17 protein-coding genes and 1 pseudogene are annotated in these 19,430 nt (G+C 65.2%); 8 read left to right on the top strand and 10 right to left on the bottom strand.

The genetic code is table 11. The features are described 5' to 3' along the window. The first annotated feature begins 65 nt into the window (after window positions 1–65). From AC1D05_RS21340 to AC1D05_RS21365, 6 genes are all read left to right on the top strand, one after another. Window positions 66–563 carry a (2Fe-2S)-binding protein gene (locus AC1D05_RS21340; RefSeq protein WP_477443719.1) on the top strand — a complete coding sequence of 166 codons (498 nt, stop codon included), beginning with the start codon at window positions 66–68 and terminating at the stop codon, window positions 561–563. Beyond that, complete coding sequence (locus AC1D05_RS21345) at window positions 560–1,618, top strand: FAD binding domain-containing protein (RefSeq protein ID WP_477443721.1); 1,059 nt, start codon at window positions 560–562, stop codon at window positions 1,616–1,618. The genes AC1D05_RS21340 and AC1D05_RS21345 overlap by 4 nt, the downstream gene beginning before the upstream one ends. Beyond that, window positions 1,608–3,866, top strand: coding sequence for a xanthine dehydrogenase family protein molybdopterin-binding subunit (locus tag AC1D05_RS21350; RefSeq protein WP_477443723.1), 2,259 nt, complete (start codon window positions 1,608–1,610; stop codon window positions 3,864–3,866). Before AC1D05_RS21345 ends, AC1D05_RS21350 begins: the two co-directional genes overlap by 11 nt. Window positions 3,867–3,971: 105 nt before the next feature. Next, complete coding sequence (locus AC1D05_RS21355) at window positions 3,972–4,445, top strand: (2Fe-2S)-binding protein (protein ID WP_477443725.1); 474 nt, start codon at window positions 3,972–3,974, stop codon at window positions 4,443–4,445. After that, on the top strand, window positions 4,442–5,425 hold the full coding sequence (locus AC1D05_RS21360; RefSeq protein ID WP_477443727.1) for an FAD binding domain-containing protein: 984 nt from the start codon (window positions 4,442–4,444) through the stop codon (window positions 5,423–5,425). Before AC1D05_RS21355 ends, AC1D05_RS21360 begins: the two co-directional genes overlap by 4 nt. Continuing rightward, window positions 5,422–7,734 carry a xanthine dehydrogenase family protein molybdopterin-binding subunit gene (locus AC1D05_RS21365; protein WP_477443729.1) on the top strand — a complete coding sequence of 771 codons (2,313 nt, stop codon included), beginning with the start codon at window positions 5,422–5,424 and terminating at the stop codon, window positions 7,732–7,734. The genes AC1D05_RS21360 and AC1D05_RS21365 overlap by 4 nt, the downstream gene beginning before the upstream one ends. Window positions 7,735–7,782: 48 nt before the next feature. On the opposite strand, the pseudogene AC1D05_RS21370 reads toward AC1D05_RS21365, so the two are convergent. Next, window positions 7,783–7,887: pseudogene (locus AC1D05_RS21370) on the bottom strand (magnesium chelatase subunit ChlI family protein); the annotation flags it as partial. Window positions 7,888–7,927: 40 nt separating this feature from the next. Beyond that, window positions 7,928–8,836 carry a LysR family transcriptional regulator gene (locus AC1D05_RS21375; protein ID WP_127405769.1) on the bottom strand — a complete coding sequence of 303 codons (909 nt, stop codon included), beginning with the start codon at window positions 8,834–8,836 and terminating at the stop codon, window positions 7,928–7,930. Window positions 8,837–9,514: 678 nt separating this feature from the next. Between AC1D05_RS21375 and AC1D05_RS21380 the strand changes: the two genes are divergently transcribed. Further along, the gene (locus AC1D05_RS21380) at window positions 9,515–9,757 is read left to right on the top strand and encodes a hypothetical protein (RefSeq protein ID WP_202301758.1); all 243 of its coding nucleotides are present in this window, start codon (window positions 9,515–9,517) and stop codon (window positions 9,755–9,757) included. 178 nt (window positions 9,758–9,935) lie between these two features. Here AC1D05_RS21380 and AC1D05_RS21385 read toward each other — a convergent pair whose 3' ends face one another. Then, window positions 9,936–10,946, bottom strand: coding sequence for a zinc-dependent alcohol dehydrogenase family protein (locus tag AC1D05_RS21385; protein ID WP_477443731.1), 1,011 nt, complete (start codon window positions 10,944–10,946; stop codon window positions 9,936–9,938). A gap of 97 nt (window positions 10,947–11,043) precedes the next feature. On the opposite strand from AC1D05_RS21385, the gene AC1D05_RS21390 reads away from it, so the two are divergent. Beyond that, window positions 11,044–11,976, top strand: a complete 933-nt coding sequence (locus AC1D05_RS21390) for a LysR family transcriptional regulator (RefSeq protein WP_477443733.1) — start codon at window positions 11,044–11,046, stop codon at window positions 11,974–11,976. Between the two features lie 25 nt (window positions 11,977–12,001). Here AC1D05_RS21390 and AC1D05_RS21395 read toward each other — a convergent pair whose 3' ends face one another. The 7 genes from AC1D05_RS21395 to AC1D05_RS21425 all read right to left on the bottom strand — a co-directional run bounded on the left by AC1D05_RS21395 (window position 12,002) and on the right by AC1D05_RS21425 (window position 19,394). Then, a complete protein-coding gene (locus tag AC1D05_RS21395; protein WP_477443735.1) occupies window positions 12,002–12,760 on the bottom strand; it encodes a slipin family protein in 759 nt (252 codons plus the stop codon). After that, window positions 12,757–14,142 carry an NfeD family protein gene (locus AC1D05_RS21400; RefSeq protein WP_477443737.1) on the bottom strand — a complete coding sequence of 462 codons (1,386 nt, stop codon included), beginning with the start codon at window positions 14,140–14,142 and terminating at the stop codon, window positions 12,757–12,759. Before AC1D05_RS21400 ends, AC1D05_RS21395 begins: the two co-directional genes overlap by 4 nt. Before the next feature lie 144 nt (window positions 14,143–14,286). After that, entirely contained in the window at window positions 14,287–14,991 is a 705-nt protein-coding gene (locus AC1D05_RS21405) for an outer membrane protein (RefSeq protein WP_477443739.1), read from the bottom strand. Window positions 14,992–15,193: 202 nt separating this feature from the next. Further along, window positions 15,194–16,153, bottom strand: a complete 960-nt coding sequence (locus AC1D05_RS21410; RefSeq protein ID WP_477443741.1) for an AraC family transcriptional regulator — start codon at window positions 16,151–16,153, stop codon at window positions 15,194–15,196. Window positions 16,154–16,433: 280 nt separating this feature from the next. After that, window positions 16,434–17,315, bottom strand: coding sequence for an EamA family transporter (locus AC1D05_RS21415; RefSeq protein WP_477443743.1), 882 nt, complete (start codon window positions 17,313–17,315; stop codon window positions 16,434–16,436). Between the two features lie 191 nt (window positions 17,316–17,506). Continuing rightward, window positions 17,507–18,589, bottom strand: a complete 1,083-nt coding sequence (locus tag AC1D05_RS21420; protein ID WP_477443745.1) for a sensor histidine kinase — start codon at window positions 18,587–18,589, stop codon at window positions 17,507–17,509. A gap of 118 nt (window positions 18,590–18,707) precedes the next feature. Beyond that, on the bottom strand, window positions 18,708–19,394 hold the full coding sequence (locus AC1D05_RS21425) for an aspartyl/asparaginyl beta-hydroxylase domain-containing protein (protein WP_477443747.1): 687 nt from the start codon (window positions 19,392–19,394) through the stop codon (window positions 18,708–18,710). Window positions 19,395–19,430 lie beyond the last annotated feature (36 nt).

Raw genomic sequence — 19,430 nt, forward strand, 5'->3', positions numbered from 1 at the left:
GCCCTTCTCCGGCAAGGCACCAGTTCATTTCCCATCCGCGTCAAGCAAACTGGAGCCAGACGCCCATGACCAGCCTTCCCATCACCCTCACCATCAACGGACACCGACACGAGCTGGAGGTCGATGCGCGCGTAACCCTGCTCGACCTCTTGCGCGAGCGGCTTGACCTCACCGGCACCAAGAAGGGCTGCGACCGCGGCCAGTGCGGCGCCTGCACCGTGCTGGTCGACGGCAAGCGCATCAATTCCTGCCTGGCTTTGGCGGTCAGCCATGACGACGCCAATGTCTTGACCATCGAAGGCGTCGCCCACGGTGAAGAGCTGCATCCGGTGCAGGCCGCCTTCATCGCCCATGACGGCTTCCAGTGCGGGTTCTGCACGCCCGGCCAGATCATGAGCACGCTCGGCCTGATCGCCGAGGGACAGGCCGGCGACGATCCCGAACGCATCCGCGAGGGGCTGAGCGGCAACATATGCCGCTGCGCGGCCTATGGCGGCATCGTCGAGGCCGTCCTGGAAGCCCAGGAAAAACTTGCCACAGCCAACCGGAGGGCCGCGGCATGAGAGACTTCGACTATATCAGACCCGCCACCATTCCCGACGCCATCGCAGCGGCGGCCGAGCCGGGTTCGGCCTACCTGGCCGGCGGCACCAATCTGCTCGACCTGATGAAGGGCGCCATCACCAGCCCCGAGCGCATCGTCGACATCTCGCGACTGCCGGAACTCAACCGCATCGAACGGCTGGACGATGGCGGCCTGCGCATCGGCGCGCTGGTCCGCAATGCCGATCTCGCCCATGACGCGGCGTTCGCAAAAGCCTATCCGGCGGTGGCCGAAGCGCTGCTGTCGGGTGCCTCGGCGCAGCTTCGCAACGCCGCCACTGTCGGCGGCAATCTCCTGCAGCGCACGCGCTGCAGCTATTTCTACGACACCGCCAGCGCCTGCAACAAGCGCGAGCCCGGCGCCGGCTGCGATGCACTGGGTGGCGAGAACCGCCTGCACGCGGTACTCGGCTGGAGCGATGCCTGCATTGCCACCCACCCGTCGGACTTCTGCGTGCCGCTGGTGGCGCTCGACGCTGTCGTCGAGATCGAGGGCAAGAAGGGCCGGCGTCATGTCACGCTGGAGGAATTCCACCGGCTCCCCGGCGAAACGCCACAGTGGGAGAATGCGCTGGAGCCCGGCGACCTGATCGTGGCGGTGCGGCTGCCGGCGGAGGCCGCCGCCTTCGCCGCCAATGCCCGTTACCTGAAAGTCCGCGAGCGCACCTCCTATGCGTTCGCCGTCGTCTCGGCCGCCGCGGCACTTGTCGTCGACGGCGGCAAGATCCGCGCCGCGAGGCTGGCGCTCGGCGGCGTCGCGGCCAAGCCGTGGCGGGCGCGCTCGGCGGAAGCCGTCCTGCTTGGCGCCGATGCCAACGCGGCGACCTTCGCCAGTGCGGCGGACGCCGCCTTGGCCGATGCCAGCCCCTCCGGCGACAATGCGTTCAAGATCGAGCTTGCCCGCCGCATCGTGGTCAGGGCGCTGAAATCTGCCCTGGCGGGAACGCCCGAGCGGCTGCCGGCCCTTCCTGCCTCCCCGTTCTCAAACATGCCCGGAGCGCGCCATGACGCTTGAACTCAGCCTCAACCAGCAGCCCGCCCATGCCCGCCAGGGCTCCAGCATCGGCCAGCCACTCACCCGTCGCGACGGCTTCCTGAAAGTCACCGGCGCCGCGCGCTACGCGGCCGACAACCATCCGCCCGGCATGCTCTACGCCGTGCTCGCTGTCTCCAGCATTGCGCGCGGCCGCGTTGCCTCGCTGGATGTCGAGGCGGCCAAGGCGCACAAGGGCGTGGTCGAAGTGATGACGCCCAAGAACCGGCCGGCGCTCGCCGCCGATCCGGATGCCAAGGACCATCCCTTCATGTTCCGGCTCGACCTGTTGCAGAACGACCGGGTCCGTTACGCCAACCAGAGCATCGCCGTGGTGATCGCCGAAACGCTGGAGGCGGCGACCGAGGGGGCGGCGCTGCTCTCGCCGCGCTATGAAGCACTGCCGGCGCGCGTCGGTCTCGACGGTGCCGACAGCTTCGTGCCGCGCGGTGTCGGCGTCGGCGGTCCGGCGGTGCAGCACAAGGGCGATGTCGAGGCCGGCCTCAAATCGGCGAAGACGCGGATCGAGGCCACCTACGAGACGCCGGCCCAGTACCACAACGCCATGGAGCCGCACGCGATCGTCGCCGCCTGGGATGGCGACCGGCTGTCGATCGACACGCCAAGCCAGGGCCTGGCCATGGCGCAGGGCCGCATCGCCGGCCTGTTCGGCATCGCGCCGCAAAACATCCACATCCGCAGCCCCTTCCTCGGCGGCGGCTTCGGTTCGAAAGGCATGATTTCCGGGCCGCAGGTGCTGGGCATCCTGGCGGCGCGTCTCGTTGGCCGTCCGGTCAAGCTGGTGCTGCGGCGCGAGCAGATGTACGGGCCGGTCGGCCACCGCGCCCCAACGCGCCAGACCTTGCGCATGGGCATGGATGGCGAGGGGCGGCTGACGGCCATCACCCATCACGCCAAGACCACGTCGAGCACCTTCGACGATTTCTTCGAACCGGCGGCGGACGCGTCGCATACGCTCTATGCCAGCCCTGCCATCACCACCTCGCACGAGGCGGTGCGGCTCGACACCGGCACGCCGCTGTTCATGCGGGCGCCCGGCGAAGCCACCGGCTCGATCGCGCTCGAGAGCGCCATCGATGAGGCGGCGCATGCCTGTGGCATGGACCCGCTGGCATTCCGGCTGAAGAACTACGCCGAGGTCGAGCCGATGACCGGCAAGCCGTTTTCCTCCAAGGCACTGCGCGAATGCTACAGACAGGCCGCCGAGACGTTCGGCTGGGCTAGCCGCCCACTTCAACCCAGGTTGATGCGCGACGCCGACGGTTTCCTTACCGGCTGGGGCATGGGCACGGCGACCTTCCCGGCCATCATGTTCCAGGCCGAAGCGCGAGCGGTGCTTAAGGCCGATGGCAGCGGCCTGATGGAGACCGGCGCGCAGGACATGGGGCAAGGCGCCTGGACCGCCTTCGCCCAGATCGCCGCCGACGGGCTGGGGCTCGACATCGACCAGGTCGATTTCAGGGCCGGCAGCTCCGACCTGCCCAATGCGGGCATTGCCGGCGGCTCCGGCCATACGGCGACGGCCGGCATGGCGATCCACAATGCGGGTGCCGCCGTGATCGCCAGGCTCGCCGATCTCGCCACCGGCAACGAGGCCTCGCCGCTGTTCGGCGCCGGCAATGAAGGCGTGCTGGCGCGCGGCGGCCGGCTGTATCGCCGCGACGATGAAAACCGCGGTGAAAGCTATGCCGAGATCCTCAAACGCGCCGGCCTGACGGAGATCGAAGGCCATGGCAAGGGCGCCCCGGACCCGGCGTCCCAGGAGACCTATGCCAAGCACGCGCATGGCGCTGTGTTCGCCGAGGTCAAGGTCGATCCCGATTTCGGGCAGGTCCGCGTCACAAGGCTGGTCGGCGCCTTCGCCGCCGGGCGGGTCATCAATCCCAGGCTTGTGCGCAGCCAGTATTATGGCGGCATGATCTGGGGCGTCTCCTTCGCGCTGCATGAGGAAGCCGTCACCGACCGGCGCTCGGGTCGGATCCAGAACGCCAACCTCGCCGAATACCATGTCCCGGTGAATGCCGACGTGCCGTCGGTCGAGGCGCTGCTGGTCCACGAGGACGACCCTTATGTCAACGCGCTCGGCATCAAGGGCGTTGGCGAAATCGGCATCACCGGCACGGCAGGCGCGGTTGCCAACGCGGTCTGGCATGCCACCGGCGTGCGGCCCCGCCGCTTTCCGATCCGCATCGAGGACCTGCTGGGGTGAGAAGTGGCGAACGCCCGGAGCGAAAGTGCCGGACGGACAGGTGGGCCTCCACCTGTCCAACATGAAACAATTCCACCAGCGTCAAGCAACTGGAGCCCGACGCCCATGACGAAGATCCCCGTACATCTCGACATTAACGGCACCCATCATCACCTGGAGCTCGAACCCCGCGTGACGCTGCTCGATGCCTTGCGCGACCGGCTCGGCCTGACCGGCACCAAGAAGGGCTGCGACCACGGCCAGTGCGGCGCCTGCACCGTGCATGTCGATGGCGAGCGCGTACTGGCCTGCCTGACACTGGCAGCCCAGGCCGAGGGCCGCACCGTCACCACCATAGAGGGGCTTGCACGGGAGGGCGAACTGCATCCCGTGCAGGCTGCCTTCCTCGAGCAGGACGCCTTCCAGTGCGGCTATTGCACGCCGGGCCAGATCATGTCGGCGGTGGCCTGCATCCGCGAGGGCCATGCCGGCTCGGACGAAGAGATCCGCGAATACATGGCCGGCAATCTCTGCCGCTGCGGCGCCTATCCGCACATTGTCGCCGCTGTCCGCCAGGCAGCCCTGGAGGTCGCATCATGAGGGATTTTTCCTATTTTCGCGCCGGCTCGCTCGATGCCGCACGCCAGGCAGCCGCCCTGCCCGGCGCCATGCTGCTTGCTGGCGGCACCACGCTGATCGACCTCGCCAAATGCGGCGTTGCCGAGCCTGATAGCCTGGTCGACATCACTCATCTCAAGGGGCTGGACGGCATCGAGGTGAACGAGCGAGGCGCCACCGTCGGCGCGCTCGCCAGAATGGGTCATGTCGCCGACCATGCCGACATCAAGAGCCGCTTTCCCGCCATCTCGGAGGCGCTGTGGCAAGCGGCTTCGGCGCAGATCCGCAACATGGCGACCATCGGCGGCAATCTGATGCAGCGCACGCGCTGCCCCTATTTCCGCGATCCCGCCAACTTTCCCGCCTGCAACAAGCGCGAGCCAGGCTCTGGCTGTTCGGCGATCGGCGGCGTCACAAGGGGGCACGCGGTGCTTGGCACCAGCGAGGCCTGCATCGCCATATATCCCGGCGACCTCGCCACCGCTTTGGTCGCCTTCGACGCTGTCGTTCATCTCGGCGAGCGCCAACTTTTGGTCGATGACTTTTTCCTGCTGCCCGGCACCACGCCCGACAGGGAACACGCGATCGAGCCGGGTGAGATGATCACCGCCATCGAAATCCCCGCATCCGCCGCCGCCCGCCGCTCGACCTATCTGAAGATCCGCGACCGGCAATCCTATGAATTCGCGGCGGCAAGTGCCGCCGTCGGCCTCGAACTGGAAGCGGATGGCCGCACCATCCGCGACCTGCGCGTCGCGCTCGGCGGCGTTGCGACGAAACCGTGGCGGGCGCAGGCCGTGGAAGACGCGTTGAAAGGCAAGGTGCTGGAGCCGGAAACCGTTCGTGCCGCCAGCCTGCTCGCCGTCGAAGGCGCCGTCGACCATGGCGCCAACCATTACAAGATCGAGCTCGCGCCGCGCGTTATCGCCCGCGCCATCCTCAAATTGGGAGAGACGGCATGACCGTTCACAACATCAGAGTTGGTGAATCAAAACGGGGCGACGCCTCCGATGGCGCGCTGGCGCAAGCCGTTGGCGGCCGGCTGTCGCGCGTCGACGGCCCTGCCAAGATTACAGGTGCGGCGAAATACGCCGTCGAGCAGCAGCTCGAAGGCCTCGCCTATGCCGTGCTGGTCGAAAGCACGATTGCATCAGGCAAGGTACGCGCAATCGACACGGCAGAGGCGCAGGCTGCACCGGGCGTGCTGCAAGTGCTCACCCCAGACACCATCATCAGCCTCAGGACCGCAGCGGACTGGTTCGGCACGCCGCCGCCCGACAAGCCCTATTGCCCGCTGGCGCGCGACATCACCTTCTCGGGGCAGCATGTCGCCGCTGTCGTCGCGGAGACCTTCGAACAAGCGGTCGCCGCCGCGGCCATGGTCAAGGTCAGCTATGACGAGGCGCCGGCGATCGTCGACCTCAGCGACGGCAAGGCCGGCGACGGCATTCCGATCGACGCCATGACCAAGGAATGGGGCGATGCGCCCGCCGCCTTCGCCTCGGCGCCAGTGCGGATCTGCGCCGCCTACAACACCCCGCGCGAATACCAGGCGCCGATGGAACCGCATGGCCTGATCGCGCGCTGGGAAGGCGATCATCTGACCGTGTGGGAGCCGAGCCAATGGCTCGACGGCATGGCCCGCACCTATGCCGAATGGTTCGGCGTGCCGTTCGAGAATGTGCGGCTGGTCTCGCCCTATATCGGTGGCGGCTTCGGCTCCAAGGCGCTGGCGCTAAGCCATGGCGCGGTGGCCGCGAGTGCCGCCAAGATGCTCAGCCGGCCAGTGCGGCTGGTGATGACGCGGCCGCAGACTTTTACCGGCTATGGCGGCCGCGCCGCGACCCGGCAGACGGTGACGATCGGCGCCGACCATGACGGCCTGATCCAGTCGATCGTGCATCGCGGCGTCAATGAAACCTCGATCGACGGCATGTGGGTCGAGCCGCTGGGCTCGGTCACCTCGATAATGTACGCGACGCCGAATTTCTCCTCCAAGCAGAATGTCGTGCGGGTGAACTCGGTGGTGCCGGGCGCCATGCGCGCGCCGGGCGAAAACCCCTCGGCCTTCGGCATTGAAAGCGCCATCGACGAGCTCGCCTACGAGGTCGGCATCGATCCGCTCAAGATCCGGCTGCGGAACTATGCCGAGCAGGATCCGCACGCAAAAAAAGCCTGGTCGACCAGACAGTTGCGAGAGGCGTTTGCCGCAGGCGCCGAGCGTTTCGGCTGGTCCAGGCGCTCGCCAAAACCGCGCTCGATGCGCGATGGTAACCAGTTGATCGGCTGGGGTGTCGCCGCCGGCACCTATCCGGTGCGGCGCGCCTATGGCGAGGCCATCGTGCGCATCCTGGCCAACGGCTCGGTCGAGGTCGAAAGCTCCTCGATCGACATGGGCCAAGGCACTTACACCATCCTGGCGCAGACCGCCGCCGAGACGGTCGGCGTGCCGGCCGACGACGTGGTGGTGAAGCTCGGCGATTCCCGCTTTCCCCGCGCCGGCGTCACCGGCGGTTCACGGCTGGCCGGCGTGATGACGGGTGCCGTCTACAAGGCCGCGACCTCGGCGCTCGACCAGTTGGTGGGGCTCGCCATCAGCGACCCGCGCTCGCCTTTCCACGCGCTGCAGGCCAACACGCTGGTTGTCGCCAACGGCCGTATCGGCTCGCCGCGCGGTGACGGCCCGGATGTCTCGATCGCCGAACTGCTCAAGAGCGTCGGCCGCGACCAGATCGAAGCGACCGGCGACACCATGCCGGCCAATTCGACCGCCGAGGATCGCTACAAGAACTACACCACCATCGCCATGTCGGTGCCGCACACCGAGGGCGACTATTCCCGCCACTCCTGGTGCGCGCATTTCATCGAGGTGCGTGTCGATGAGGATTTCGGCACGGTGCGCGTCTCGCGCGTCGTGTCGGCGCTGGATTCCGGCCGGCTCTACAACCCGAAACTCGCCGAAAGCCAGTGGAAGGGCGGCATCATCATGGGCATCGGCCAGGCGCTGCTGGAGGAAGGCATCATGGACCGCCGCCACGGCCGCATCGTCAACAACAACCTCGCCGACTACCTCGTGCCGACCAACGCCGACATTCCCGACATTGAGGTGATCTCGGTCGGCATTCCCGACCTGCACTCCTCGGTGCTCGGCGGCAAGGGCGTCGGCGAACTGGCCATCGTCGGCGTGGCGCCGGCGATCGCCAACGCGGTGTTCCACGCGACAGGCAAGCGGATCAGGGATTTGCCGATCACGCTGGAGAAGCTGATCTGAAGTGGAAGCGAGCAATCTCCCCCTTGCGGGACCTCAAGAGGGAGGGATCTACGCCGCCTGCGCCACGCGCTCCGACATCATACGATAGGAAATCGCCTCGGCCAGGTGGATGCGGCCGACGGTCTCGCTGGCGTCGAGGTCGGCCAGCGTGCGACAGCCTTATCCAGTGCATCAAGCTGAGTGGCAGGCGCCATCACGACACGTCATACTGCTGCGCCAGCGAGTCAGAAAGCTGGTCGGCGAAACGGGCAGCGGCCACCGGTAGGGTGCGGCCCTTGAGTTGGCCGACATAGAGCATGCCAGCGGGCACGTCGCGCGGGTCGAGCGGCCGGGAGATCATGTCACCGGTCATCGTCTGGTGGGACAGGCCAATTGGGAAATGGAAGGTGATGATATCCTCCGAGATAGCGTGGTTGCGCAGGAATTCGAAGCTGTCCGATTGAATCACCGGCTCCAGCTGCAGCGATGACGATTGCGCCCCGATGTCGAGCAGGTAGCGCACGCCGTAACTTGATGTGGGAAGCGCGATTGGATAGTCGAGGCAAGCGCGCAAGCGCACCGTCTCGTGAGAAGCCAGCGGATGATCGGGCCGCATAACCGCATGCACCGGCTGGTGCACCCGCATCAGCGTCATGAAAGCAGCCAGCCGGGTTGGCTCGTAGACGATGGCGATGTCGGCCGTGTGATCGACCAAGGCGCGCTCGGCCTCCTCCCGGTCGCGCAGGTGCACTCCGAAGGTCACATTCGGATGTTCCTTGCGGTAGAGTGAGATCTGCATCGGTAGATGGTAGGGCAATAGCGCCTGGCTGCAGGCGATCGCCACATGGCCGCGCCGGGCGCCAGCAAGGTCTGCAATCTGCGATTTCACGTGCTCCATATCGGATAACTGGTTGCGCATGTGCTGCACTAGAAGTTCGCCGGCGCTGGACAATCGCACGCCGTGAGGCAGTCGCTCGAAAATCGCAACGCCGAGTTCGGCCTCCATCGCCAATATACGCCGGTTGAGAGCCGTCGAGGTTATGGCGAGCAGTTCCGCGGCGGCGCGGATCGAACCGGTCTTGGCCACCACATCGATATAGTGAGCGGAGTTCAGGTAACGCATCGGCAGCCTCGGCCATCACCGCTGCAATTCTTGCAGCAGGCTGAACAAAACATAGCACAAGACAGCAGCACCGTCATCGATATAATTAAACCTGTCGACATATGAGTGGAGAAGTATCTTCAAGCGACATTGATCATTTAAAATCAATGAAAGCTGGTGCAATGGATTTGTTCCAGTTCCTCCAGTAAATCTTAATCAAAGAGGAGCAACCATGCGCTACATATCGAATATAAGCTTAGCTTCTCTCGGTCTTTTTGCCTTGCAAATGTATCTGCGATTACCGTCGAACAATGCGGCGACGTGACCGCGTCATCTGGCCTACCAGATTATACTGATCAATGTATTGTTACCTTCACGATTAGCATTTATGAAAGTGTATATCGGATGTCGGCGATTATAAGGGCCGCAGTTCTTTGGTGCGGCAATAACGATTCGCTAGTAAAGAAAACCCGACATTTGAAATCTCTTTTGCAGAATTCTTGTTGGGCGTTAGTGCGCGGGTCGCGCGTATACGCGCCGAAAGTACCATCACTGTTTCGCCCGCCGACCGCTGCTGCCTTCTAGCTGTGGTCATATGGCATAAGGTCCTTGAACAGAGCTTGGTTACGCCAAATGTCATGCTTCGATTTCTGGAGCAACCGAACCGTAGATGCCACTTCAACCTGAAGGAACGACTAGATGACCTCGACCACCTCTTCCAGACTGACCTTCATTGTCTTTACCGCCGGATGCATCGCATTGGCGTTACTCTTCCGCTACGCGCCGGCCGGGGATTTTCCCTCGAAATATGCCAGGACCGCCCCGGCGGCGCTGGCCGCGCAACCGACGCGCATAGACATCGACACCGAGGCGCACGCGATCCGCTTCTACATCGACGGCAATCAGGTCGCGGTGCTCGACAAGTCTGGTTTCAAGCCATGAGGCCACAGAGCCAGGAGAGGAAAACCGTCAGGAAATTCGTTATGTCAGGGCTGTTCGTCGTGCTTGCCCTGTCGCAGGCGGCGGAGGCCAAGTGGGGGTATTCGTAGAGCGAAAACCTGGCATATGCGATTGCCCTGCCCTTGCGGGGGAGATTGGCGGCTCGGCCGCCTCCGCCCGATCACCACTCCAATGCGAACGCCAGCTTGCCGAAATGCAGGCCGCCGGCGGCCATGTGGGTGTAGGCTTCGGCCGCTTCATCGGGTGAAAACAGCTTGTCGACGACCGGCTCGATCCCCGCCGCACCGATGGCGCGGGCAGCGTCACGGAGGTCGGACACCGATCCGGTGTTGTTGCCGATCACTTTCAGCGCCTTGATGATGATCGGCAGCAGATTGACCGTGGCCTCGGCGCCGGTGACGAAGCCGATGGTGAACAGCGTGCCGCCGGGCGCGGTGGCGTTGATCGCACGGGCAAAGGTGTCGGTGCCGCCGGTCTCGACGACGAGGTCGGCGCCGAGGCCATCGGTCAACGCCAGCACCTTGCCGTCCCAATCGGGCGTCGCGCGGTAGTTGATGAGGTGATCGGCGCCGAGCGCCTTCGCCCGCTCCAGTTTCTCGTCCGACGACGAAGTGATGATGACAGTGGCGCCGGCGGCCTTGGCAAGCTGCAGGGTGAAGATCGAGACGCCGCCAGTGCCAAGCAGCACGACGACCGAGCCCGGCCCGACATCGGCGGCGCGGATGGCGTTCCAGGCGGTGGTGCCGGCGATCGGCAGCGTCGACGCTGCCTCGAAGGAGAGATGCGCCGGGACCGGCACGAGCGAATTGGCCGGCAACGCGACATATTCGGCCAGCGATCCGGGCAGCGAGATGCCGCGCATCTGCGTCATCTCGTAAGGCCGCGGCGGACCGCCGATCCAGCGCGGCTTGGCATGCGCGACGACGCGGTCGCCGGTGCTGAACCTCGTAACGCCTTCGCCCAGCGCGACGATCTCGCCGGCGCCGTCGGCAACTGGGATGAGCGGAAAGCTCGGGCCTGGATAATTGCCGCTCGCCACCGCGACATCGACGAAATTGAGGCTCGCCGCGCGCTGGCGGATCAGCACCTCGCCGCGCTGCGGTTCAGGGGTTGGAACGGTGACGGCGCGGAAGGCATCCAGCCTGGCCTGGCTCAGTTCGATGGCTTTCATGGTTTCACTCCTGTGAGACGATTGATGGGTTGAGTGAACCTAGCTGCTGCGCTATTTCTGGATAATCCTTGGCTTTTGCATTTGAGTACTGTGGATTATGCAGCAATCTCATGAACCGACGGCCCTAGCCGAAATGGCGGCCTTCGCGGCCATCGCCGAGGCGCGTTCCTTCACCAGGGCGGCGGCGCGTGTCGGACGCGACGCGACCATCCTGTCGCGGCGCCTGCAATCGCTGGAGGAGCGGCTGGGGGTAAGGCTGCTCCATCGCACGACGCGCAGCGTGTCGCTGACCGAAGCGGGTGCTGAATTCCTGGTGCGCGTGCGCGCCATCCTCGCTTCCGTCGACGAGGCCGAGGCGGCCGCGTCGGCACATGCCGGCGGCGGCCCGCGCGGCCTGCTCAGGCTGGCGCTGCCCGGCACGTTCGGGCGCATGTGGATCGGACCGCTGCTGCCTCAATTCCTTGCCGAATTTCCCGATGTCCGCATCGAGGCCGAATTCTCCAACCGCTTCGCCGATCTGGTCGCCGAGAATTTCGACGTCGCCGTGCGGCTCGGCGCGCTGGAGGATTCGCGGCTGGTGGCGCGCAAGGTGGCGACGCGGCGCCGGCTGCTCTGCGCCGCACCCTCCTATCTCGCCCAAAGGGGCAGGCCGGAGACACCGCAGGCGCTGCTCGAACATTCCTGCCTGGGCTTCTCGGGCTTCCAGACCTTTCCAGCCTGGGAGATGACCGACCGCGAGGGCCGGCGCGTGCGCGTCGAGGTCTCCGGGCCACTGGTCACCGACGACGCCGAAGTGCTGGTCGACGCCGCCGTGCAAGGCGTCGGCCTGATGATGAGCACCGACTGGCTGGTCGGCCGCGAGCTCGCCGACGGACGGCTGGTGCCGGTCCTGGAGGACTGGACGCTGGCCGACGAAGGCGCGGTCTATGTCGTCATGCCCTCGGCCAAGGGACAAGCCGCCAAGACCCGCGCCTTCGCCGACTGGATCGGCAAGCGCTTCGCGCCGGAGCCGCCGTGGCGGCGGCTTTGAAGGAGAGTTCGCGCGACCGCTGCTCTCACTTCCCCTGCCCCTTCATGAACTGGCTGAGCAGGTCCACCGGCAGCGGGAACACCACCGTGGACGAGCGCTCGCCGGCGATATCGTGCAAGGCCTCGAAATAGCGCAGCTGCATAGCCTGCGGCTCGGCGGCCAGCATCCGGCCCGCCTCGACCAGTTTCGCAGCCGCCTGCTGCTCGCCCTCGGCATTGATCACCTTGGCGCGGCGCAGCCGCTCGGCTTCGGCCTGTTTGGCGATGGCACGGATCATGTTCTCATTAAGGTCGACATGCTTGATCTCGACATTGGACACCTTGATGCCCCAGGCATCGGTGCGCTGGTCGAGAATCTCCTGGATGTCGCTGTTGAGCTTGTCGCGTTCGGCCAGCATCTCGTCGAGCTCGTGCTTGCCGAGCACCGAGCGCAGCGTGGTCTGCGCCAGCTGGTTGGTGGCGGCCATGTAGTCCTCGACCTGGATAACGGCCCGCTCGGCGTCGACGATGCGGAAATAGAGCACCGCGTTGACCTTCACCGAGACGTTGTCGCGCGAAATCACGTCCTGCGGCGGGACATCCTGCACCACCACACGCAAATCGACCTTCACCATCTGCTGGACGAAGGGGACGAGGATGATGAGGCCGGGACCCTTGACCCCGGTGAAGCGGCCGAGCGTGAAGACCACGCCGCGCTGATATTCCCTAAGGATGCGGATGGCCGCCGACAGGAACATGATCACGACCAGCGCAACGATCAGATAGGCGACATAACCAACCATCATTGTCTTGCTCCATTCCTTCCGGCGTCGCGTCGCCGTACCGTCAGCACCAGGTCGTTGATGTCGGTCACCTCGACGCTGTCACCGGCGGCGATCGGTTCGTCGGCCTTCGCCCGCCAGCGCTCGCCCAAGGCCAGCACGTGACCCTCGCCACCGTGCCAGTCGAGGATCTCGGCTGGCAGCCCGCGCATTGCCTCCCCGCCGACGCGCGGAGGGCTGCGGCGCGCAGCCCAGACATAGGTGCCCGTCAGCAGCGCCAGCCCAAGCGTCAGCGCGGCGGCGGGACCGATGACGGCCCAAGACATGGCAAAGCCCGGCCCCTCGACTCGGAGAAGCATGGCGGCGCCGAACAGAAAGGCCGCCACGCCGCCTAGACCAAGCACGACGGTGGGATTGAAGGCCTCGATGACGAGGAAGGCGATGCCAAGCAGCATCAGCGCAAGGCCGGTATAGTTGATCGGCAAGAGGTTGAGCGCATAGAGGCCGAGCACGAGGCAGATGGTGCCGATGACGCCGGGGGCGACCGCGCCGGGACTGGTGAACTCGAAGATGATGCCATAGACGCCGACCAGCATCAGGATGACTGCGGTGTTCGGGTCGGTGATGACGGCAAGCAGCCGGATGAACCAACCGGGTTCCAGCGTCTCGACCGGTAGCCCCTTGGTCGCCAGAACCACCTTTTTGCCGGCGACATCGACGGTGCGCCCATCGGCCAGTCGCAACAGCTCGGTGGTGTCGTTGGCGACGAAGTCGATGACATGCTCCTGCAGCGCCGCATTGGCCGACAGGCTCGCCGCCTCGCGCACCGCCTTCTCGCCCCAGTCGCCATTGCGCCCGCGCAGTTCGGCGAGCGAGCGGATCAGGGCGACCGCGTCATTGGTCACCTTGGCCATCATCGCGTCGCCCGCCGGGCGACCGTCCTGGCCCTTCTGATCACCCTGGTCCTTCTGATCGCCCTTGTCGCCGCCCGGCAGCGACGGCAGCCCGCCGATCTCGACCGGTGTCGCCGCACCCAGATTGGTGCCGGGCGCCATCGCCGCGACATGGGTGGCGTAGAGGATGTAGGTGCCCGCACTCGCCGCATGGCCGCCGGCCGGCGCGACATAGCCGATGACGGGCACCGGCGAAGCCAGGATGTCGGCGATCATCTCGCGCATCGAGGTAACCAGCCCGCCAGGCGTATCGAGCTGCAGGATGAGGACTTCGGCGTCCCGCTTGGCGGCGACATCGAGCGCTTCCTCGAGCTGCCTGGTGCTCGCCGGCCCGATGGCGCCGTCAATGGCCACGCTCAGCGCAACCCTCTCGCTCCCAGCCGAGGAGAAGGGAGAAAATGCAGCCACGGCGACAAAGGCCACGGCAAGAAGGGCCACCCGCGCGAAGGACACGCTCAAAGCTCCATGGACTCAATATGGGTGTTGTCCCGGCGAAGTCCAATGGGAGCTGATGTTGGCGACCGGCGGAGGTCGGATTGACGGCGAATCGCGTTCCCCGCGCGGCAAAGCGCGCGGGGTTTTGTTCGGCCAGGCGGATCAGAATTTGTAGCTGAGCCCGACCCGGACATCGTGCGTCTGCAGATCGACATGCGTTTCCGTGAGCAGACCGGCTGCTATCGAGAGGTCCTTGCTGCCGAAGTCGGAGTAGCGATATTCGGCCCGCGCGATCCACCGGTCGGTGAAAGCGTGCTCGATGCCGGCGCCAACGGTCCAGCCGACATGGGTCTCATCATGGAATGGTATTTGGATGGCGCCGCTGCTGCCAATCGCAGTCACTTCATACTTTGCCGCGGCCACGCCGGCAGCGATGTAGGGCAAAGTCCGATCGAAAGCGTAGCCCGCTCGCAGCCGCGCCGCGCCCGACCACTTAAGTTCGCTCTTGAGCAACGTGCTGAAACCTCCGCCACTAGCATCGAGGGGCGTCAGTCCGTCGGCATTGCTGTAGGCGATGTCAGCCTCGGCGCCGATCACGAAACGGTTCGCCATCTGGTAATTGGCGCCGATATGAATGCCACCAATAAAACCGTCTGGATCGAGGGGAAGGTTAAGGTCCGTGGCCCCACCGAAGCCGCCGCCGGCGATGAAGAGATTGGACTTTCCGGCCACGTAGCCGATGTCGACGCCGGCATAGAGGCCGGACCAGTCGTAGCCGGAAACCGGCGAAACTTCATTGATATCAGCCGCGCATACCATGCCGATCGGCGCGAGGATGAAGGCCGTAGCGAGAAGGATCGTTTTCATTGTTGTCTGCCGCCCCAGGGTTGTGGTCCCCGCCGCGAAAATGCTCCGCGGCGATCGAGCACCCGGTGTTGCATTGTCAGGCGGTCACGTCTTGGGCTGGGCCGCACTGGAATTGTCGCGGACAGCGGGACGGCGCTTTCCCGGATGGTGTGGCGATTCAGCCGCAGTCGGTTTGGCGTTCGACAGAACTGGAGGCGCGGGACTACCTGGCGCCGCTCGGCGTCGAGCCGAAGCGGCGGCGGAAGCAGCGATTGAAATAGGACACGTCGGAGAAGCCGCTGAGCAGCGCGATCTCGCTGATGCGCATCCGGTCGTTGCGCCTGTCGGAAAGCATCCGGTGCGCCCTCTGCAGGCGCAATTCGAGGATGCGCTCGGCAAAGCTCACTCCGGTTTCCTGCAGGAGATCGTGGACATAGCGCACGGAGAGCCGCAATTGCCCGGCAACGCTCTGGGCCGAAATGGCGGGATCGGCGAAATTGTCCCGCATTTTTTGCAGGATGGCCTGCAGCCTTGCCGCGCGCAGGCCGCGCAGACCCGCGAGTTCGGCGGCCTCGCCCTTGGCGCCGGTCGCAAGGCCGATCAGGTCGACGATGGTTTCGGTGGCATGGCCGACAAGATCGGGTGAGACCAAAACGGGGCCGGCTTCCAGGAAGCTGCAATAGCGCTTGAGCATGTCGAGCGCCTCATTGTCGGCTCCGATGGTCAACGCCAACCGGTCCTCGACATGCGTGAAGGCATTCTCCAGCACGACGCGCGGGAGCACCACATTGGCCCAGACATTGTTGTCGCCGCCCGTCATCTGCAACGCCTCCGAAGCCGAGACCAATGCCGCCTCGCCCTTGCCCACACGATAGTCGCGGCCGATCTGCGTACCGCTGAGCACCGTATCGCCATTGTTGACCAGCAGCAGATAACCGTCACGGCCGTCTGCCGCGATATTTGTCGCCTTGCGGCTGGCATGCCTGATCGTCCCGGCCATCTGCCCGAGCACCAGTGGCCCGATGGCCGTGGCCTCGATCGCGGCTTGAAACGACAGCTTCTCGGAAATCGTATATTCGACCGACCATATTTCGGCGACGTGGATGTCCTGCCAGAGCGCGAACCGTGCGTGGTGGTCCAGATGCGACGGCAGGTCGACCGATGAGAAGACATTCTTTTGCAAGGAACAGCCAGACCTTTTTCACGCGCACATATTCACCTTGTTGCGCACCGTATTGGACCAGATAACGATCTGTCCAGAGCTCGAAATACTTCTGCCATGGGCGACAATTTAATTGCCGTTTCAGACAAGAATTTGCCAGCTTCGATTAATCACGCATGGGGATTTTCGCAAATACACGCACAAGCCAGAAAACCCGGCGACGCCCGACCTCACGCGGACTCTACACAGCCTTTACCGCCGAGACGGCGATGACAGCGACGAGGAAGGCACGGTCCGCCCCCTACTCCGGCGAAGGCACCGGCGGCTTCGAGGTCAGCGCCGTGCCGGCGGCCGCGACAATGACGGCGGCGATGCCTGCCAGTTGCGGCGGGGTCAGGGTCTCATGCAGGAACAGGAAGCCGGCCAGCGCGCCGGGCCCAGGTTCCAGGCAGGTCAGCGTGCCGTAGATGCGGGCGGGCATGCGGGTCAGCGCCACCATCTCCAGGAAGAACGGCAGCGCGCTGGAAAACAGGCCGACGAGCAAAGCGCTGACTAGGATCGACGGCGCGAGCAGGCCCACGCCCGCTTGCGCTACGCCGAAGGGCAGCGCCAGCACTGCGGCGATCGCCATGCCATAGGCGGTGGTGCGGGTGCCAAGCTCGGCACCCGCCTTCTGCGCGAGCACGATGTAGAGCGCCCAGAAGCCGCCGGCCGCGAGCGCCAGCATCACGCCCACGGGGTCGAGCGGCTGCAACGAATGGATGAAGGGCGAGAGCAGCACGATGCCGGCGACGGCAATCGCGATCCAGGCAAAGTCGCTGGCGCGCCGCGAGGCCAGTGTCGCCACCAGCAGCGGCCCGGAAAACTCCAGCGCCACGGCGACGCCGAGCGGGATCCTGGCGAGCGCCGCATAGAACAGAAGGTTGAGCGCGGCGAGCGTCACGCCATAGGCGACCAGCCACGGCAAGGTGGCGCGCGACGGCCGCATCTGCCAGGGCCGCAGCACCGCGATCAGCATCAGCGCGCCGATGACCAGCCGCAGCGTAGTCGTGCCTTGGGCGCCGATCTGTGGGAACAGCGTCTTGGCGAAAGTGGCGCCGATCTGGATCGACACCATGGCGCCCATCAGCGCCGCCACGGGCAAGGGCGCCGCTTCGCGATGGGCAATTGGCGTCGATGTCACTTCTGTTCACCCTTCCCTGCCGTGCCGGGCATCCACGCGACCGGCGGCATGGCTGGCAGCTATGGCCTCCCCAGGCAGGGCTGTCGTGAGGCACGGGGAGACAGTCGGCTGGGGCAAGCGCGGGGATGGGGCCTGGAAATCGGGGAACACCCTTCCGGCCATTCGCGGCATTGGTGTGGGTTATCGCCCGCCTAAGCCGCGGCGGCAGAGCGCTTGAAGACGATGGTGACCCGCGTGCCCTCGCTGGCGCTCGAATTCACGTCGAATTCCGCCTTGGCGTTCTCGGTCAGCGAACGCGCGATCAGCGCGCCGAGCTTGCCGGGCTTGGGCCAGGTCTCGCCTTCCGGCAGGCCGATGCCGTCGTCGGCGATGACGATACGGCAGCCATCGCCGTTCACGATGCTATGCAGCGTGATCGTGCCGCCGTCGCGCCCTTTGAAGGCATGCTTGAGCGCATTGGTCAAAAGCTCGTTCACCACCAGCCCGGTCGGCATGGCGACGTTGACCGACACCGGATAGGTATCGACCTTCATGTCGAGGCGAATGCCCTCGACCGCGTGCGAGTTCATCACCGCCGACGCGATCTGGCTGAGATAGACGCCGAGATCGACCTCGTCCTTGTGATCGTCGCCCGACAGCGTCTGGTAAAGGATCGCCAGCGCGTCGACGCGGCCGGCCAGCCTCTCGAACCGCTTCTGGTCCGGCTCCATCGCGTTGCGCGTCTCCATCCGGATCAATGCGGTGATCATCTGCAGATTGTTCTTCACCCGGTGCTGCAGTTCGCGCAGCAGCGTGTCCTTCTCGCGCACCCGTTCCTCGACCGAGAGCGCCTCCTCGGTCTCGCCATGAGCCGAGACGTCGACCAGCGCCACCAGCCGGAAGCAGACCTTGCCATTGTCGTCCTCGATGACGTTGGAATAGACGTCGACGATCGCAGGCTTTTCCTCGCCTCGCTCCAGCCGGAACGTGCCGACGAAATCGGTCTCCTCGACCACCGCCTCGGACAGCGCGCGGTCCTTCTGCTGGTGCAGGCCGGTGCCGGAAAGTGCCGCCCAGTGCTTCTGGGTGAGCCTTGCCGCCTTCAGGCTCGACAGTTTCTCGAATTCCGGATTGGCATAGACGACGCGCTCCTTCGCGCCGAGATCCGAAACGGCAATGGCGATCGGCACCTGGTCGAGGAATTTCTTGAACTGTTCGCTCTCCAGCGCGCTGGCAAGGTCCGGCGTATCGAGCAACTGCTCGACCGCTTCGGCCTTCTGTGTATCGGATATCATCTGGGGCGCCTGTGCTGTGCGTGGGCGCCATCAATATCAGCGATAGGATGCGCCTGCCATCACCAATGCAGGAGGAGCATTTTCGCGCGCCTTGGGCCGCCAAGATGCCCGCCAGGGCTCAGCCGATGAACGACACGCCCCTGCGGCGCATTCCCGCCTGCACGCCGCGCACGATCAGCCTGGACAGCATTTCCATGTCCCAGGGCATGCCCGGACGCCAGACATCCAGCAGCAGGGCTATGCGCGCTTCGTCGGCATTGTTCATCACCTCGTGCGGGTAGGTGTCGTCCCACAGCATGCCTTCGCCGTCGGTGATCCGTTTCTCCTGATGGTTGATCATCATGATGGTTGCCGGGCGGCCATCGGCCTGCCGCGGGATGACCAGGCCAAGGTGAAACCGCATGATGCCGCGGAAAGGTCCGCGATGGCTGGGGATATGCTTGCGCGGCGCCAGGAACGAAACCGCCGCCGATTTGACTTCCGGGCATTCGGCAAGCAAGCGGCTCAGAACCGGCATCCGCGCGAGGTTCTCCGGCACCGTCATGTCATAGGCCTTGAGCACGAACATCCGCCAGTCGAGGCCGTCATTGGCCGAGATATCGGCCTGCTCCGGCATGATGTCGTGGAAGCGGGGGACCTTGCCCAGATGCACGCCAAGCGCTTCATCGCGGATGTCGCGCCAGGCATCGGTGAATTTCGCCGCATTGGGAAATTCGGTGTCGGTCTCAAGGATCGCCGGCGCGTCTATTCGCCTTTCATAGACACGCCGGATCACATCGGATGCAAGATCGTAGGTGCGGGACATCTCATGGCCTCCACGCCATTATAAACGGATGGTCGC

The organism is Mesorhizobium sp. P2_E9 (assembly GCF_056403815.1).

What these genes read in the sequence shown, in the direction of transcription:
- AC1D05_RS21375 (WP_127405769.1), bottom strand. Translation starts at nt 8,836, where the DNA reads ATGCGTTACCTGAACTCCGCTCACTATATCGATGTGGTGGCCAAGACC.
- AC1D05_RS21355 (WP_477443725.1), top strand. Translation starts at nt 3,972, where the DNA reads ATGACGAAGATCCCCGTACATCTCGACATTAACGGCACCCATCATCAC.
- AC1D05_RS21380 (WP_202301758.1), top strand. Translation starts at nt 9,515, where the DNA reads ATGACCTCGACCACCTCTTCCAGACTGACCTTCATTGTCTTTACCGCC.
- AC1D05_RS21405 (WP_477443739.1), bottom strand. Translation starts at nt 14,991, where the DNA reads ATGAAAACGATCCTTCTCGCTACGGCCTTCATCCTCGCGCCGATCGGC.
- AC1D05_RS21425 (WP_477443747.1), bottom strand. Translation starts at nt 19,394, where the DNA reads ATGTCCCGCACCTACGATCTTGCATCCGATGTGATCCGGCGTGTCTAT.
- AC1D05_RS21385 (WP_477443731.1), bottom strand. Translation starts at nt 10,946, where the DNA reads ATGAAAGCCATCGAACTGAGCCAGGCCAGGCTGGATGCCTTCCGCGCC.
- AC1D05_RS21345 (WP_477443721.1), top strand. Translation starts at nt 560, where the DNA reads ATGAGAGACTTCGACTATATCAGACCCGCCACCATTCCCGACGCCATC.
- AC1D05_RS21390 (WP_477443733.1), top strand. Translation starts at nt 11,044, where the DNA reads ATGCAGCAATCTCATGAACCGACGGCCCTAGCCGAAATGGCGGCCTTC.
- AC1D05_RS21395 (WP_477443735.1), bottom strand. Translation starts at nt 12,760, where the DNA reads ATGATGGTTGGTTATGTCGCCTATCTGATCGTTGCGCTGGTCGTGATC.
- AC1D05_RS21365 (WP_477443729.1), top strand. Translation starts at nt 5,422, where the DNA reads ATGACCGTTCACAACATCAGAGTTGGTGAATCAAAACGGGGCGACGCC.
- AC1D05_RS21420 (WP_477443745.1), bottom strand. Translation starts at nt 18,589, where the DNA reads ATGATATCCGATACACAGAAGGCCGAAGCGGTCGAGCAGTTGCTCGAT.
- AC1D05_RS21360 (WP_477443727.1), top strand. Translation starts at nt 4,442, where the DNA reads ATGAGGGATTTTTCCTATTTTCGCGCCGGCTCGCTCGATGCCGCACGC.
- AC1D05_RS21350 (WP_477443723.1), top strand. Translation starts at nt 1,608, where the DNA reads ATGACGCTTGAACTCAGCCTCAACCAGCAGCCCGCCCATGCCCGCCAG.
- AC1D05_RS21340 (WP_477443719.1), top strand. Translation starts at nt 66, where the DNA reads ATGACCAGCCTTCCCATCACCCTCACCATCAACGGACACCGACACGAG.